Genomic DNA, 14,510 nt, shown 5'->3' with positions numbered 1-14,510 from the left:
CTTCTACACCATCCCATCCGCGCAGGTTATCAGTGTTTTAAATCAGGCAGGTTTTCTGGCTTATAAAATGACATCATTTCACTTACAGTGGCGGGACCGCGCTGGATTTTCATCAGCTTGCCCTTTTAAAAAGCTCTTCTCACTCGAGCTTTACCTGATTCAACGTATGTAGTTTCCTATCAAGCTTATTATACACGAAAACAACGTGACTTCCATGCCATTTTAAAGTAGAAGATAAGTAAAATCACTTGCCAGTCTTTTTAAATGAATGGATTGATATTCTAAAAGTTTTAAAATTTTTGAAGCATAATCAATGATTCCGTTTTACATGCGTGTTTCAAAGAATAGATATAGAACAAACACAAGTGAAAGGAGTGTCTATCATGGGGCTGTTTACCGTCATCGGACTAGCATTTGTCTTGCTTTTTATCGCATCCACTCTCGTCTACTTCCTCCGTCAGTCACTTGACTCTTCCGATACAACTCGGATCGACAACATTCCCGAATACTACAATGATTTACCTGATCACGATTCCACACATGATCGCAACTCATAACATGACAAGGGTGCCCCAATAGTATAACTGCTAGGGGCATCCCTTGTATGGTTCTTTACACGTGTCTGTTGATTTCCGTTCTAGGTACTTCGCTTTCCCCCACAGGAGTCTTCGTGCCTTCCACTCCAATCAACTTAGTGAAAAATTATTGTTTCAACTTTCTTAAAGAAAAGAAGAAAGCCATCGGATTTAGTATTAAGTAAAGGAGCTGTCTAAGACAGCTCCTTCTTGTTTTCTCTTTAATAATAGAATACCATTAATTATTTAGTAACTAGCTGAATGTCTTTGATGGCCTGCTTCATGATTTGACCCATCTTAGTCAGCTCTTCATAAGTAGCAGCAAGCGGCGGCATAAATACAATGACATCACCGAGCGGTCTCGTCAGCATCCCAAGTTCCCGCATACGCAGCGTTGCCCGGTAAGCAGCCCTTTCTTCAAACGGAAAAGGCTCGTTCGTTTCTTTATCTTTCACAATGTCAATGCCGCACATTAGACCAAGCTGACGGATTTCGCCAACGTGAGGCAGTTCCTTTAATTCTGCCAATATCGTTTGAATATATTCCGCTTTACGGGCGGCCTGTTCAACAAGCCCCTCTTTTTCAAAAATAGCTAAGTTCGCTAAAGCAGCCGCGCAGCCAAGCTGATTGCCTGTATAAGAATGACCATGAAAAAAAGTTTTCATTTCTGTGAAATCGGCATAAAAAGCCTCGTAAATCTCTTCTGTAGTAAGTGTAGCAGCAATCGGCAAATATCCACCGGTAATTCCTTTTGCGACGGTCATAATATCCGGAGAGACTCCTTCATGTTCAACGGCAAACATTTTCCCCGTACGGCCAAACCCTGTCGCTACTTCATCGACAATGAGTAAAATATGAAACTCCTGGCATAAGCGCTCAAGCTCTTTCAAATAGCCAGGCGGCATAATGTGCATTCCGCCCGCTCCCTGTATCATTGATTCAACGATAAGCCCGGCAAGCTGCTCATGTTTTTCTTCAAATAGTGTACGCATAGCCGTAAGTGACGATTTCCCATCCCCCGACGGAAATGGAACTGCATATGAATCAAACATAAGGGCACTGTATACTCGATGATAAATGTCAATTGAGCCAACACTGATCGCGCCCACTGTGTCGCCATGATAGCCGTTGGACAATGTTACGAACTTCTTCTTTTCGGTTTCTCCTTTGTTTTGCCAGTATTGATACGCCATTTTTATCGCTATTTCCACCGATTCTGCTCCGCTGTCTGAATAAAATACGCGCATCAGCCTTTCTGGCGAAAGCTCAATTAACTTTTCCGCCAGCTCGATGGATGGAACATTTGCCGCGCCAAGCAGCGTTGAATGCGCAATTTTTTCAAGCTGAGCTTTAATCGCTTCATCAATTTCCTGCCGGCGGTGGCCATGCACGTTCAGCCATAACGAAGAGTAACCGTCTAAATATTCGTTACCGTGAATATCTTTTAACCGAATCCCCTCGCCGCTTTCGATAATGAGCGGGGCTTCTTCATAATCTTTCATTTGTGTAAACGGCAGCCACATATGCTTCTGACTAATCTCATATAAGCGTTTCGTATCCATTCTTTATTCCCTCCATCAGTCTATTGAATTTCCAACCTTTCACGAGTTGGGAGCGGTAATCACTCTCTTTAAGTGCAGTATGAATATCTGGGATGAATGGAATATGCCCAATGACCGGCAGATGCGATAATTGCCCAATAACCTTGATGTTATCCTGATCAATGTCTTCTCCGCCAGGTGCAGTACTTGAAAATACGAGACCAGCGATCGGCAGTTTTCTTTTAATAACTGCTTCAATCGTCAGCATCGTATGATTAATGGCCCCTAGCCCGGCTCTTGCCGCAATAATGACTGGCAGCTTGACTTCTTCCATTACATCAATCATGCATCTTCCTTCACGGTTCAGCGGCACATACAATCCGCCCGCTCCTTCCGCGAGTAAAAGCTGCTGACCGGATGCACGCCTGTTAATTTCAGCAATCAATCCAGCTTCATCAATAGTCGTCCCCTCTTCTTCAGCTGCTAAATGGGGAGAGCTCGCTTTTTGAAATAAATATGTATAGAGCTGATCTTCCTTCACCTCTGGGAGAAGCTTGTACATTTCAGCATCCGGCGCCGTCCACTTCCCTTGCTTCCATTCTGCTCCGCTTTGCACCGGCTTGTATGGAATCGCATCAACGCCCCGTTCCATTAATCCATGAGCAAGCAAAAGTGTCGTGATCGTCTTGCCTGCATCCGTATCTGTACCTGTAATAAAAAATCCCGGCATCGGCAATAACCCCCTTGTAAATATGTAAACTATATTTACAAATATGTTAACATATGAAAAAATGAGAAACAATTATATTTTTAAGGAGAGAAAAATGAATGAAAGCAAATGACATCGTTCTTTGCGCTCTATTTGCCGCATTAATGGCGGTGGGCGCAAACGTATCATCCTTTTTAATGATTGGCGGCGTGCCTGTCACACTTCAGCTCATGTTTGCCATGATTGCAGGCGGTTTGCTCGGCAGCCGGCTCGGAGCCCTGTCCATGACTGCTTATCTATTTATCGGTCTTGCTGGTGCACCAGTGTTCGCACAGTTTAAAGGCGGTCCTGCCAGCTTACTTAGTCCTACATTCGGCTTTATCCTTTCTTTTATTCTTGTAGCCTATGCCTCTGGCAAGATTCTGGAAAATAGACACAAAAAAACGGCTTACCTTTTTGCCGGTATCGCCGCTATTTTCTTCAATTACATGATCGGAACTAACTATATGTATGCAGCATTCAAATGGTGGGCGGACGCTCCAGATGGCTTCAGTTATGCGGCAGCCTGGTCGTGGATGGCTGCTTATCTTCCTCTTGATCTAGCGGTTACCGTTCTTTCTCTTGCTGCTATACCAAAAATCCAGGCGGCGTTACGGCACCGAGGATTGAAATCTTCCAACAGCCAAAAAGTTATGTAGCGTTCTTATGTCAAAAACTCTTCAGAAAGGCCATAAGATATTGCCCTGCCACTATAGTTACAATAAACTTGTTACATTCGGATATCCCAGCCATGCAAAACCCCGTTCTCATTTTAGGACGGGGTTAAAATAAAGTTGTTTCATTTTTAGTGTAGATTCTTTTTACCTCCACGAGACCAGATCACCACCGGAATGAGTAATAGGGATAAAATCCCTCCAGCAAATGATAATGTTAGATAGCTTGAACCTGCCACAATCATCCCAGACAATGCTCCGCCAGCAGCTCCTGACAATGCAATCAAAACATCCACTGTACCTTGCGTTTTAGCCCGTGTGGACATTTTAGTTGAATCAACAATCAGTGCAGTTCCGCTTATCAAACCAAAATTCCACCCTATTCCAAGTAAAGAAAGAGCAATGACTAGGAAAATCATAGAATCTCCTGATGCCAATGCTGCTGTTAAACCTGCGAGAAGCAATGTAGTTCCAGAAGCAATAGCCATCGCGGTACGCCCCAGCTTATCAACAAGGATACCTGTAACCAATGAAGGGAGATACATGGCACCTATATGAAAGCCAATCACAAGACCTACTGCATCCAAGCCATGTCCATGATGTCTCATATGAATGGGTGTCATTGTCATAATAGCGATCATGACCATTTGAGTAAGAACCATAATTGTCGCACCAACGATTATGCCTCTCTTGTTTTCTATATGTTCAGTTGCTGCTAAATGTCCTTTATCACTAGGTTCTTGGCGGGTTACTTCTATCATTCTCGCTATAACTAATGGATCTGGACGAAGCATGATGTAAAGGACAATACCTGCTAAGAAATATGCTGCTGCAGCTAAAATGAAAGGACCTGCAAGTGATGGAACACCAATAGAAAGAGCGAAATTCCCCATCACATTTACTAAATTGGGACCTGCAACTGCACCAAATGTTGTAAAAACCATAGTCATACTAATAGCAGTTGCCCGCTGTTTACTATTCGCTAAGTCCGTACCGGCATAACGGGCTTGTAGATTTGTTGCTGTTCCTGCACCGTAAACAAGTAGAGAAGTAAATAACAGCAAAATACTATTTATTATTGCCGCAATAATAATTCCTATTGCTCCAAGTCCGCCGATCATAAAACCAGCCGTCAAACCTATACGGCGTCCATACGCTTGCGAAAGTCTCCCGACAAATAAAGCGGCTCCTGCTGACCCTAAAGTAAATAAAGCTGAAGGAAGTCCAGCAAACGCAGCAGTGCCAAGCATTTGCTGTGCAAGAAGTGCGCCCACAGTAACGCCTGCTGCTAACCCTGCACCACCAAAAATTTGTGAAATACTTACAACGAATAATGTACGCTTGTATAACGTTTTTTGTTTTTCTTCAGAACAAATGTAGCTTTGTAACGAAGCTGTTTGGGCGTCTAATGCTTCTATACTCTCTTTGTGTAACATCATCTAACCTCCTTTTCTAGAAACCTTATTCTATTTCTTATTCATCCTTCAACTAGATTTGAATCATCATAACACGCACAAAAAAACCACACAATATTATAATTGTATGGCGAACAATATTAGGTAAGATCATTTAGCAAACGTTTAAGGATCATCAATCCATGCTGGAGCTCTTGGAGTGTTTTTGGTGCACAGACAGAAATCCTTACAGCTCTTTCTGGACAACTATTTCCAACTACAAAACGTTCAGCCGCATACACCTGTACCCCTTGCTGTGCAGCTAACGTTTCAAATTCAGCACCTGTGATCTTTCCTGGTAATAGTAACCACCGAAAGATGCCTGTTTCAACCCCGAGGCACGTATAGTCCGCCAAATATCGATTGACGGCTTGGTTTCTGCTAATTGTTTGTTCCCGATGACCCTTAATTAAGACTTCAAATTGATTCGATACAATCGTACGTGCTGTCAGTTCTGCTAATAACGGAGAAACCGTTATATTTAAATTATAAAGTGCCTTTGAAATCGGCTCCTTGAATTGACTCGGCACGGCTACATAGGCTAGCCGTAACCCTGGTGCTAACGATTTAGATAAACTTGCAATATAGATGACCTGTTCTGGGGCAAATGAGGCGACTGCTGGAAGTGGCTTCTCGTTCAGAAGATGGTACGACGCATCTTCAATAACAAACTGTTTATACTTTTTGGCAATGGCTGCAATCCTTTTTCGATTCTCAACAGACATAAATGTCGCTGTAGGATTATGATAATCTGGGATCAAGTAAATGCCTTTAATATTATCATTTTTACATGCATCTTCAAAGGACGCTGGACTCATTTCATCGTTCTCTGATTTTATCGGTACTATTTGCACACTAAGCATCGCTGCAACAGTTTTTAAGCCAGGGTACGTATGTTGGTCAACACCAATGCGATCTCCAGGCTTACAAAGACTTGCCAATGTAGCAGCAATCGCATTTTGTCCCCCATTTGCAAATAAAATGTGATCAACGGTTGTTTCAAACCCGCCTCTTCGGATTAGCTTTATAGCTGCATCCTTTTGCCAAAGGCTTTCGCCTGTCCGGCCATAACTAAACCACTTTTCATACTCGGTCTCTTGCAGCATACTTTTTAATTGGAGTAGCAGCGGCTCGTAAGAAGTGTTATCCGGAAGTGTGGCTCCCATTTCAATTAAGTGCTTTGGCTTTGTATCTTCAAGTAAATACGCATTCGATAACGCATCATACGATACAAATGTCCCACTTCCAACTGCTGCACTTAACAATCCCTTTAACTCACACACTTTAAAAGCTTTTGAAATGGTACTCAGATTCAAATCCAAATAATCAGCTAGCTCTCTTTGTGGAGGGAGTTTTGTTCCAGGCAGCAATCCCCCGTTTAATATGTCCTGTTCCAATTGCCTTGCGAGCGCTTTATAGATAGGCTTTTCAGTTCTATCAATCGCTGGCTTCCAGCTCATCGGATAGTTATCAAAAGAATTAATTGGCATGATATGCACCCTTTTTCACACAATTATAATTTTCTTTAATATTATGCCTTTTAGTGAATATCCGAGCAATGATTACTTTTACTCCACTTTTCCAAAAATGAAAAATCCGAATAAGACTGAACCCTTAATTATATGGCCCTTTTATTACTCTTCAATTATGTTGTTTAAGAATATAGTCTAAACAAAAAATAAGCATATCCTCGTTTGAGAAATACGCTCTATAGCTAAATGAATAGGGAATACATATTTTTGATTAAGAAAATTGATTCAATTGGCATTGAAAGCTATTTACTATTTCTATAATAAAAGAAGGCGTAGAAGGAATGTTGACCGAATCAGCTGTTTTTCCTTTCAACATTTCTTCTCCCCTGGGTACAGAAGATGCGTAGTTTTTTTATTCTCTTTATTTCTCCAACAACTTCTCCCCCACTACCACTCCATCCTCATCCGCATAGACATAATGCCCCGGCACCCATTTCACTTCACCAAATTGCAAGGCAATGCCCTCTTGGCCTTCGCCTCTTTTGATGCTTTTCAGCGGATGGCTGCCTAGTGCGAGGACTCCGATGTTTAGCTGCGCCAATTCAGCCGTGTCACGGACGCAGCCATTAATAATCACGCCGGCTAATTTTCGCTCTTCTGCGATCTCTCCTAAACGGTCACCTAGCAGAGCACACCGCTTGGAACCTCCTCCGTCCACAACGAGAACGTGGCCTTCAGGAATCGTCTGCAGTGCTTTTTTAACGAGTACATTATCTTCAAACACTTTCACCGTTGAAATCGGACCAAAAAAACGCTTTTTCCCTCCGTAAGATTTAAGATCCAATCCACACACTTGCAGTTCGTTGGCAAAGTCATCACATAAATCAGCTGTTTTCACATCTAATTCGTTCATTTTTTTTCCCCCTTTTCCCCGTCGTCTTTACCTTTATTCGACAGATTTTCTCTGTTTCCTGTTCCTCTTCCTTTTCATTATGTTTTTTATGACAGGCATTGGGTATGTATAAAGTGACATTGTTTCCTAACAATTCGACAGATAGAAAAGGGATCAGCCATACAGACGGGACTGCATCAATCAATTATTCATCTCTTCCATCACAGCTTTTTTAAATCAAACGTTTTAACAATATGACAGCGGGTATCTATGCATCATAGGAAATTTAGACATTTCTTTACTAGGAGGCTATAAAAATGGAGAACACGAAGAAGTTCATTGGAGTTTTTAATAGTCAAGCAGAGGTTATTCAAAAAATTGAAGAATTGAAAGCAGAAGGTTACGCAGAATCGGATATTTACGCGGCTGCGAAAGATGAAGATTACATTTCAATGGTAAGAGGCCGGACAGGAGTAGAGACGGAATCGGCAGCTGGCGGTTCTTGGATGGATAAATTCATGGCTTTTCTCTCTGGAGAGGATGAAGTGCGAGGCGGATTGCGTAACATGGGATTAAACGATGTGGAAGCAAATCGTTATTATAATGACATTGAATCCGGCAAAATCCTTCTATATGTAGACAAAGATTATGATCAATATTATCGGGATCGGACATTAACGAATGAAGCGAATCCTCATCTTGGAGCAAATGCATTCGTAAACCGAGATCTAAGTACAACAGATGGCTACGCGAAAGGTGTAGGGGCTGACAGAGTACCAGACCTTGAGGCAGATGCCGGTCTTATAGACGAACAGCGCCTTCTACTTCGCGAGGAACGCCTTGAAGTGGACAAAGAACGTGTGCAAAAAGGAGAGGTATCCTTAGAAAAAGATGTGGTAGAGGAAGAACGAACCGTTGATGTCAACGTGGAGCGGGATGAAGTCTATATTGAACGCCGGGCCATAGATGAAGTAGCAGCTGCCCAGGACACGTCTCCGATCATGGAGGACAATAATACGATCCGCATTCCAATCACTGAAGAACGTGTGGAAGTAACGAAAAAACCTGTCATTTCAGAGGAACTAGTCATTGGGAAACGCAAAGTAAAAGATACAGAAACCGTAAGTGACACAGTGAAGCGGGAAGAAGTGCATGTAGAAAAAGAAGGAAATATCCATGTAGAAAACCGCGGTCGTACCGATCTGCCGCTTAACAAGCGCCATGATCACAATTTAACAGACAATCTCGATCGATACAATCGCCATTAATATCAGACTGAATATGAAAAGGACGCAGCTATTGCCGCGTCCTTTTCGTATTTATTGTCGGCTCCACAAACGTTCTCTGTCTGCCGCATAACGGGAGAAAAGTACATTCGTCCACTTTCCCCGCTTCCCTTGGAAAAGCTGACCATCTATTTCACTGACCGCTGTGATTTCCTGAATAGAATTCGTAAAAAACACTTCGTCAGCTGTTGCTGCTTCATAAGGCGAAAATAAGCCTTCGTTGACTTCCATCCCTATCTCCTGGGCGATGCTCATCACATATTGCCGCGTGATCCCATTTAAAATGCCTGTTTCAATAGCTGGTGTATAGAGCCGATCTTCCTTCACCCAAAACATATTAGATACGACTCCTTCTGCTATCATTCCGGTTTCCGTTAGAAAAATACCCTCTATCGATCCATCTTTGCCTGCTTCTCTCTTGCCAGCAATATTGTTTAAATAATGATGAGACTTCAACCGTTCATGCATTTCAGGAGAATTGCGCCTAGTAGTCAGCCATGTGCCTTGCTTTTCTAACAATTCACCAGGAGGCTGCAGCGGCTTTTGAAAGATAATGACTGTCGGCTGCTCGTATGCTTCTGTTTGCAAGCCAATTTCACCGTTCCCCGCTGAAACATTGAAACGAATGTAAGAATGCTCCCAACTGTTTGCTTCCGATAAACGTTGCAGCATCACCGTTGTTTCGGCACGATTAAACTCCGTGCTAATCATCAATTCCTGCAGACTGCTATTCAAACGGTCTAAATGGTCATCTAGCAAAAAAGGATGGCCATTATAGATTCGAAATGTTTCAAACACACCAACACCGTATAAAAAGCCATGATCGAAAGGAGAAATCCTTGCCTGCTCTTTCGGAACAATCTCTCCGTTTAAATAAATAAACATGTTATACCCGTACTTTCCGGTAGCAGCGGATAAAGCTTTGCAGCATTTCTTTCCCGCCGTACGTCATAATGGATTCTGGGTGAAACTGCACCCCTTCAATTGGCAGCTCCCTATGGCGGATCGCCATGATTTCCCCTTCTTTCGTCCAAGCAGAAACTTCGAAACAATCAGGGAGGGTGTCCCTTTTAACGATTAACGAATGGTAACGCGTAGCTGGGAATGGATTTGGAAGACCTTCAAAAATCGTCCGTCCATCATGAAGCATATCCGATGTTTTTCCATGCATAAGCCGGTCTGCCCGTACGACTTCCCCTCCAAATACTTGGGCAATCGACTGCTGACCGAGGCAAACACCGAAGATCGGTATTTTTCCTGCAAATGTACGAATAGCCTCCAGACTGATCCCCGCTTCATTCGGTGTACAAGGTCCCGGTGAAATCATGAGAAAGTCTGGATTCATCCGCTCAATTTCCTCGATAGAAATCTCATCATTTCTCTTCACGATCAGCTCTTCGCCAAGCTCTCCTAAATATTGAACAAGATTGTAGGTGAAAGAATCATAGTTATCAATCATTAAAATCATGAACGTTCTCCTCCTGGTCTGACAGGGGCCAGCCTGTCCTCAGCCAGCTCTTTCGCTTTCCAAACCGCTTTTGCTTTCTTCAGCGATTCTTTGTATTCATTCAATGGATCAGAATCAATGACGACTCCCGCTCCCGCCTGAACGTGGCACATGCCATTTTCAACGAGCATCGTTCGAATCACGATGTTCAGCTCCATGTCACCGTTAAAGCCGATCCAGCCGATTGATCCAGTATAAATCCCGCGTCTAACCGGCTCCAGCTCCTCAATAATTTCCATCGTTCTAACTTTTGGAGCACCGGTAATGGTTCCGCCTGGAAAGACAGCATGGACGACATCTGCATTCGTTTTTCCTTTAGCCAGCTTACCTCGTACGTTAGACACGATGTGCTGAACATGTGAATACTTTTCAATGACCATAAATTCATCGACTTCTACAGAACCATACTCACTGACACGGCCGAGGTCATTGCGCTCTAAGTCAACGAGCATGACATGTTCCGCCCGTTCTTTTTCATTTTCGATCAGCTCCAACGCTAACCGCAAATCATCAGCATCATCTTTTCCACGTGAGCGGGTGCCGGCAATCGGCCGGGTACTTAATTCATTTCCAGCCTTTTTAATAAGCAGTTCAGGTGATCCCGATACAATTTGAAAATCCGGTGTATGCATATACGCCATATAAGGAGACGGATTGAACCTCCTTAATTCTTCATAGACGGCGATGGCCGGAATATGAAGCGGCTTAGACTGTCTAACGGATAAGTTCACTTGAAAGACATCTCCTGCAGCGATATACTTCTTCGTTTTTTCAACAGCCTCTTGGAATTCTTTCTCTGAGAAAGGCACGCTCCATTCATCCGCTGCTCTCTCTACAGGTACACGTTCCTCTTCGCCGCATGAAACTGTCCACTTGCTTTCCGCTTCATTCAGCACCCGTTCACCAGCTGCTTCATCTTCACTTACAGCAAGAAGCCACAGTTTGTCTGTTTGATGATCAAATACCGCCCATTCCTTAAACACAAGGAAGTACAGCAGCGGCATTCCAAGATCATCTGCCGCAGCGTTCGGCAGCCTCTCAATATACCGGGCGTAATCATAGCTAATATAGCCGATTGCCCCGCCCTGAAAATCAGGAAGACCGTCTTGCTTTGGTACCTCAAACGTCTTCATCCAGCCTTCAAGTTCTGACAGCGGAATGCCTTTTTTGTCTTCGCGTCCACTAGCTGTCTGCACGTGAATCCCTTCATCATTGGAAGAAATAATTGCAAACGGCGACAGCCCCGCTATACTATAACGCCCGCCCCGTCCGCTCTCCAGAAATACATGATGGGACTCAGCAGCCGTCAGCCATTTATATTGATGAAAAAATTGTTCTTTGTTATAGGGAATCGTCCGATAAAACACACGTCGATCACTCACTAGTTATCCCCCTTTTATTTCGCCATAGTCTTTCTAAGCATACTAGACAAAGAAGAAAGAAAAAAGCATCAAAACCGCTTTTTTAGAAGGTTTTTATGCCAAACCATCTTCTTCCTTTATAATGAAAGAAAATGATGGGAGAAGACAATGAAGAATAAACCATTTGTTTCACAAACAAAAGCATTGATCACGATCGGCACATTAAAAAACGATCTTTATTCTCTTGGAGCAGCTCCTGGTAATATTGTGATGGTTCACTCCTCCCTGCGCTCTTTAGGATGGATAGAAGGAGGCGAAGTAACGGTTGTCGAAGCGTTAATGAAAACGGTGACCGAAGACGGAACCATTGTCATGCCGGCTCAGACGACTCATAATACCGATCCAAAATATTGGAAAAACCCTCCTGTTCCGGAAGAGTGGCGGCCAAGCATTCGTTATATGATGCCTGCTTATTTGCCGGAGTTTACACCTACACTCGGCATGGGACGGATTGCAGAGGCATTCCGGACTTTCCCTAATGTGAAGCGCAGCCTTCACCCTTCTAATTCTTTTACAGCCTGGGGAAAGTATGCCGCGTTCATCATTGATCACCATTCACTTGATTTTGCTTTCGGTGAACAGTCTCCTCTCGCCAGGCTATATGAGCTGGATGCTTCCATTTTGTTTATCGGCACCGATTACAGCACATGCACAGCCATGCATCTAGGCGAATTTCGCGCAAACGATGGCCGAAAATCCTTCCAACAAGGATCGGCCTTAATGGAAAACGGCGAACGGGTATGGAAAACTTATCACGAACTTGAAGGAAATTCTGAACAATTTAATGAAATCGGCCATGCCTTTGAAAAAGAAGAAGAAATTAATATTGGTACAATCGCCCAAGCTCCGTGTAAGCTGATTAAAATCCGGCCCTTAGTCGATTTCACTGCCCGTTATCTCAGCAACCTTTTAAAGCGATAAAGCGGTTGACAACAATGGGAAGTTCAGGCGTTTCTATCAACTCTGTCCACCCTTGTCCTATTGCTTCCACAGTAGAACGAGCTGTAACTTGCTGAACAAATATCGTTTCAAAGCCGATTTCCCTTAGCAAATCCCAATAATATGGCAGGCTTTTTATGTAAGCAATGTCTTCTATATGCCGTAATGCTCCTTCTTCAGCTAAATCAATAACGAGCCGGCCTCCCGCTTTCAACAAATCAAAGCTTTTTCTCAGCCAGTCTTCTCCTTCATCCCAAAAATGAATACCCAATTGGCCGGCCACGCCGTCAAACTGAGCCTCTGCGAAAGGGGATGCAGAAGGAGAAGCTGTAATAACGCGCGCTTTTTCAATGGCTATTTTTGATAACAAAGGTGAAGCATCTTCTCCTAGCCACAAAATGTGCTCTCCTTCCCTCATTCGAACGGTATGTAAGAAGCTGTCAGCTGCAATTGTCCATTCCGCTGCGTCCTCTTTTGTCATTAATTTATGGTCAGTCACGATCATGTTCCATTCCTGCCTTTCAGTTAAATATACAAAAAACCTCTTCGATAAGAAGAGGTTGAATAGTTAGCACTCTTTCTTATCTGTCAGCTATTGCTGCAAGAATTAGCACCGTGCTCGTATAAACGAGTCGGTTGCCGGGCTTCATAGGGCTTGTCCCTCCACCTGCTCTTGATAAGATGTTCGTTGTTATTGAATTGTTTTCATTTGCATTGTTGCACGTTTATACTCTACTGTCAATCTACTTTTTAAATATATCAAGCTGTGCAATCCGGCTAATCGCTTCTTTGATTTTCTCTTCAGACGCAACTAAACCGACACGGACATAGCCTTCCCCATACTCGCCAAAACCAATCCCTGGAGCGACTGCTACATTGGCCTTCTCAAGCAGCAGATCGCTAAACTCTTCTGAAGTATAACCATCTGGCACTTTTAACCACGAGAAAAAAGATCCTTGCGGGGCTTTCACTTTCCAGCCAATTTCATTTAAACCGTTAATTAATAGATTACGTCGTTTTTCATACATCTCTTCTTGCCTGCGTACTTCATCCTGCGGTCCAAGTAAAGCAGCCGCTGCCGCTTCTTGTATGCCGCCGTACAAACTGCAGTGCAGATGATCCTGGATTAAATTCAATGCAGCAATCACACTTGGATTGCCCACCGCAAACCCCACTCTCCAGCCTGCCATATTGTACGTTTTCGACATCGTATAAATTTCAATGCCGGTGTCTTTCGCTCCATTAGATTGAAGATAGCTGATTGGTTTTTTCCCATCAAAGCCAATGGCACCATACGCAAAGTCGTGTACGACACAAATATTATGTTGATTGGCAAACTCGATCGTTTTTTCAAAAAACGCTTCATCAGCTACTGCGCCTGTCGGATTATTCGGATAATTAATAAATAACAGCTTCGCTCGCTTCAGCACCTCTTCAGGAATTTCTTCATATTGAGGAAGGAAGCCATTTTCCTCTTTCAAAGGCATCATGTGCATCCCTGCTTCTGCAAGGGCAATGCCCGACCAGTAATCCGGATATCCCGGATCGGGTACGAGCGCGATGTCTCCTGGATTTAATAGACATTGCGGAAGTTCAACAAGCCCCGCTTTTCCCCCAATGATCAGCGCAATTTCTGTTTCAGGATCAAGTTTGACGCCATATTCTCTCTGATAAAATTCAGCACATGCGTTTTTCACATGAGCAAACCCTCTGAAAGGAGAATATTTATCATTAGCCGGATCATCGACGGCTATTTTCAGTGCTTCTTTTATATGGCCGAATGCCGGCTGATCAGGGCTTCCCTGTCCTAAATTAATCACATCACGGCCTTCGTTCACAGCATTGTTTACTTTCTGGACTAATTTAGCGAAGAATTGCTCCGGCAAAACCTGAAGCCGATTCGCTGTTTCAAAGTTTCTCATATATACAGCCCCCGCTTTCAAATTACAGTTAATAATGGTATAACGAAAGGTAGAGAATGTAAAGAAAGAATCTTCAGAA

At 43.3% G+C, this 14,510-nt stretch carries 14 protein-coding genes and 2 riboswitches; of the genes, 4 read left to right on the top strand and 10 right to left on the bottom strand.

What is annotated here, in order from left to right; all coding sequences use genetic code 11:
- Nucleotides 1-28 precede the first annotated feature (28 nt).
- Nucleotides 29-173: riboswitch (cobalamin riboswitch) on the bottom strand.
- A gap of 210 nt (nt 174-383) precedes the next feature.
- Nucleotides 384-557, top strand: coding sequence for a hypothetical protein (locus QYG89_RS10635; RefSeq protein WP_404317045.1), 174 nt, complete (start codon nt 384-386; stop codon nt 555-557).
- Nucleotides 558-817: 260 nt separating this feature from the next.
- Here the strand turns inward: QYG89_RS10635 and bioA are convergent, their stop codons facing one another.
- Entirely contained in the window at nt 818-2,137 is a 1,320-nt protein-coding gene (gene bioA / locus QYG89_RS10630) for an adenosylmethionine--8-amino-7-oxononanoate transaminase (protein WP_404317043.1), read from the bottom strand.
- On the bottom strand, nt 2,115-2,846 hold the full coding sequence (bioD, locus tag QYG89_RS10625) for a dethiobiotin synthase (protein WP_404317040.1): 732 nt from the start codon (nt 2,844-2,846) through the stop codon (nt 2,115-2,117). Before bioD ends, bioA begins: the two co-directional genes overlap by 23 nt.
- A gap of 98 nt (nt 2,847-2,944) precedes the next feature.
- Between bioD and QYG89_RS10620 the strand changes: the two genes are divergently transcribed.
- Nucleotides 2,945-3,523: a biotin transporter BioY gene (locus tag QYG89_RS10620; RefSeq protein ID WP_404317038.1), complete on the top strand. Its 579-nt coding sequence runs from the start codon at nt 2,945-2,947 to the stop codon at nt 3,521-3,523.
- A gap of 146 nt (nt 3,524-3,669) precedes the next feature.
- Here the strand turns inward: QYG89_RS10620 and QYG89_RS10615 are convergent, their stop codons facing one another.
- The 3 genes from QYG89_RS10615 to rraA all read right to left on the bottom strand — a co-directional run bounded on the left by QYG89_RS10615 (nt 3,670) and on the right by rraA (nt 7,377).
- Nucleotides 3,670-4,977 (bottom strand): MFS transporter, encoded by a 1,308-nt coding sequence (locus QYG89_RS10615; protein ID WP_404317036.1) that lies wholly within the window; start codon nt 4,975-4,977, stop codon nt 3,670-3,672.
- Between the two features lie 116 nt (nt 4,978-5,093).
- Nucleotides 5,094-6,482 (bottom strand): aminotransferase-like domain-containing protein, encoded by a 1,389-nt coding sequence (locus QYG89_RS10610; protein ID WP_404317034.1) that lies wholly within the window; start codon nt 6,480-6,482, stop codon nt 5,094-5,096.
- A 403-nt stretch (nt 6,483-6,885) separates the two neighbouring features.
- Nucleotides 6,886-7,377: a ribonuclease E activity regulator RraA gene (gene rraA, locus QYG89_RS10605; RefSeq protein ID WP_404317032.1), complete on the bottom strand. Its 492-nt coding sequence runs from the start codon at nt 7,375-7,377 to the stop codon at nt 6,886-6,888.
- Between the two features lie 296 nt (nt 7,378-7,673).
- On the opposite strand from rraA, the gene QYG89_RS10600 reads away from it, so the two are divergent.
- A complete protein-coding gene (locus tag QYG89_RS10600; RefSeq protein WP_404317030.1) occupies nt 7,674-8,624 on the top strand; it encodes a YsnF/AvaK domain-containing protein in 951 nt (316 codons plus the stop codon).
- 51 nt (nt 8,625-8,675) lie between these two features.
- On the opposite strand, the gene pabC is transcribed toward QYG89_RS10600, so the two are convergent.
- The 3 genes from pabC to QYG89_RS10585 are packed head-to-tail and all read right to left on the bottom strand — an operon-like array spanning nt 8,676 to nt 11,531.
- Nucleotides 8,676-9,527, bottom strand: coding sequence for an aminodeoxychorismate lyase (pabC, locus tag QYG89_RS10595; protein WP_404317028.1), 852 nt, complete (start codon nt 9,525-9,527; stop codon nt 8,676-8,678).
- A gap of 1 nt (nt 9,528) precedes the next feature.
- Complete coding sequence (gene pabA, locus QYG89_RS10590) at nt 9,529-10,110, bottom strand: aminodeoxychorismate/anthranilate synthase component II (RefSeq protein WP_404317025.1); 582 nt, start codon at nt 10,108-10,110, stop codon at nt 9,529-9,531.
- Entirely contained in the window at nt 10,107-11,531 is a 1,425-nt protein-coding gene (locus QYG89_RS10585) for an anthranilate synthase component I family protein (protein ID WP_404317023.1), read from the bottom strand. The genes pabA and QYG89_RS10585 overlap by 4 nt, the downstream gene beginning before the upstream one ends.
- Before the next feature lie 147 nt (nt 11,532-11,678).
- On the opposite strand from QYG89_RS10585, the gene QYG89_RS10580 reads away from it, so the two are divergent.
- Nucleotides 11,679-12,491: an aminoglycoside N(3)-acetyltransferase gene (locus QYG89_RS10580; protein ID WP_404317021.1), complete on the top strand. Its 813-nt coding sequence runs from the start codon at nt 11,679-11,681 to the stop codon at nt 12,489-12,491.
- On the opposite strand, the gene QYG89_RS10575 is transcribed toward QYG89_RS10580, so the two are convergent.
- Both QYG89_RS10575 and QYG89_RS10570 read right to left on the bottom strand, forming a co-directional pair.
- The gene (locus QYG89_RS10575) at nt 12,469-13,014 is read right to left on the bottom strand and encodes a methyltransferase domain-containing protein (protein WP_404317019.1); all 546 of its coding nucleotides are present in this window, start codon (nt 13,012-13,014) and stop codon (nt 12,469-12,471) included. The genes QYG89_RS10580 and QYG89_RS10575 overlap by 23 nt on opposite strands.
- 73 nt (nt 13,015-13,087) lie before the next feature.
- Nucleotides 13,088-13,192: riboswitch (SAM riboswitch) on the bottom strand.
- A 60-nt stretch (nt 13,193-13,252) separates the two neighbouring features.
- On the bottom strand, nt 13,253-14,431 hold the full coding sequence (locus QYG89_RS10570) for a pyridoxal phosphate-dependent aminotransferase (RefSeq protein WP_404317017.1): 1,179 nt from the start codon (nt 14,429-14,431) through the stop codon (nt 13,253-13,255).
- Nucleotides 14,432-14,510 lie beyond the last annotated feature (79 nt).

The organism is Bacillus lumedeiriae, assembly GCF_044891285.1.
In the GTDB taxonomy this organism is placed as follows: Bacteria; Bacillota; Bacilli; order Bacillales; family Domibacillaceae; genus Pseudobacillus; species Pseudobacillus lumedeiriae.
The sequence above is the reverse complement of the archived record's forward strand: the minus strand, read 5'-3'. Positions and strand labels throughout refer to the sequence as shown.

Excerpts from the sequence above, each read along its gene's own strand:
- QYG89_RS10635 (WP_404317045.1), top strand. The coding sequence starts at position 384 with ATGGGGCTGTTTACCGTCATCGGACTAGCATTTGTCTTGCTTTTTATC.
- bioA (WP_404317043.1), bottom strand. The coding sequence starts at position 2,137 with ATGGATACGAAACGCTTATATGAGATTAGTCAGAAGCATATGTGGCTG.
- bioD (WP_404317040.1), bottom strand. The coding sequence starts at position 2,846 with ATGCCGGGATTTTTTATTACAGGTACAGATACGGATGCAGGCAAGACG.
- QYG89_RS10620 (WP_404317038.1), top strand. The coding sequence starts at position 2,945 with ATGAAAGCAAATGACATCGTTCTTTGCGCTCTATTTGCCGCATTAATG.
- QYG89_RS10615 (WP_404317036.1), bottom strand. The coding sequence starts at position 4,977 with ATGATGTTACACAAAGAGAGTATAGAAGCATTAGACGCCCAAACAGCT.
- QYG89_RS10610 (WP_404317034.1), bottom strand. The coding sequence starts at position 6,482 with ATGCCAATTAATTCTTTTGATAACTATCCGATGAGCTGGAAGCCAGCG.
- rraA (WP_404317032.1), bottom strand. The coding sequence starts at position 7,377 with ATGAACGAATTAGATGTGAAAACAGCTGATTTATGTGATGACTTTGCC.
- QYG89_RS10600 (WP_404317030.1), top strand. The coding sequence starts at position 7,674 with ATGGAGAACACGAAGAAGTTCATTGGAGTTTTTAATAGTCAAGCAGAG.
- pabC (WP_404317028.1), bottom strand. The coding sequence starts at position 9,527 with ATGTTTATTTATTTAAACGGAGAGATTGTTCCGAAAGAGCAGGCAAGG.
- pabA (WP_404317025.1), bottom strand. The coding sequence starts at position 10,110 with ATGATTTTAATGATTGATAACTATGATTCTTTCACCTACAATCTTGTT.
- QYG89_RS10580 (WP_404317021.1), top strand. The coding sequence starts at position 11,679 with ATGAAGAATAAACCATTTGTTTCACAAACAAAAGCATTGATCACGATC.
- QYG89_RS10575 (WP_404317019.1), bottom strand. The coding sequence starts at position 13,014 with ATGATCGTGACTGACCATAAATTAATGACAAAAGAGGACGCAGCGGAA.
- QYG89_RS10570 (WP_404317017.1), bottom strand. The coding sequence starts at position 14,431 with ATGAGAAACTTTGAAACAGCGAATCGGCTTCAGGTTTTGCCGGAGCAA.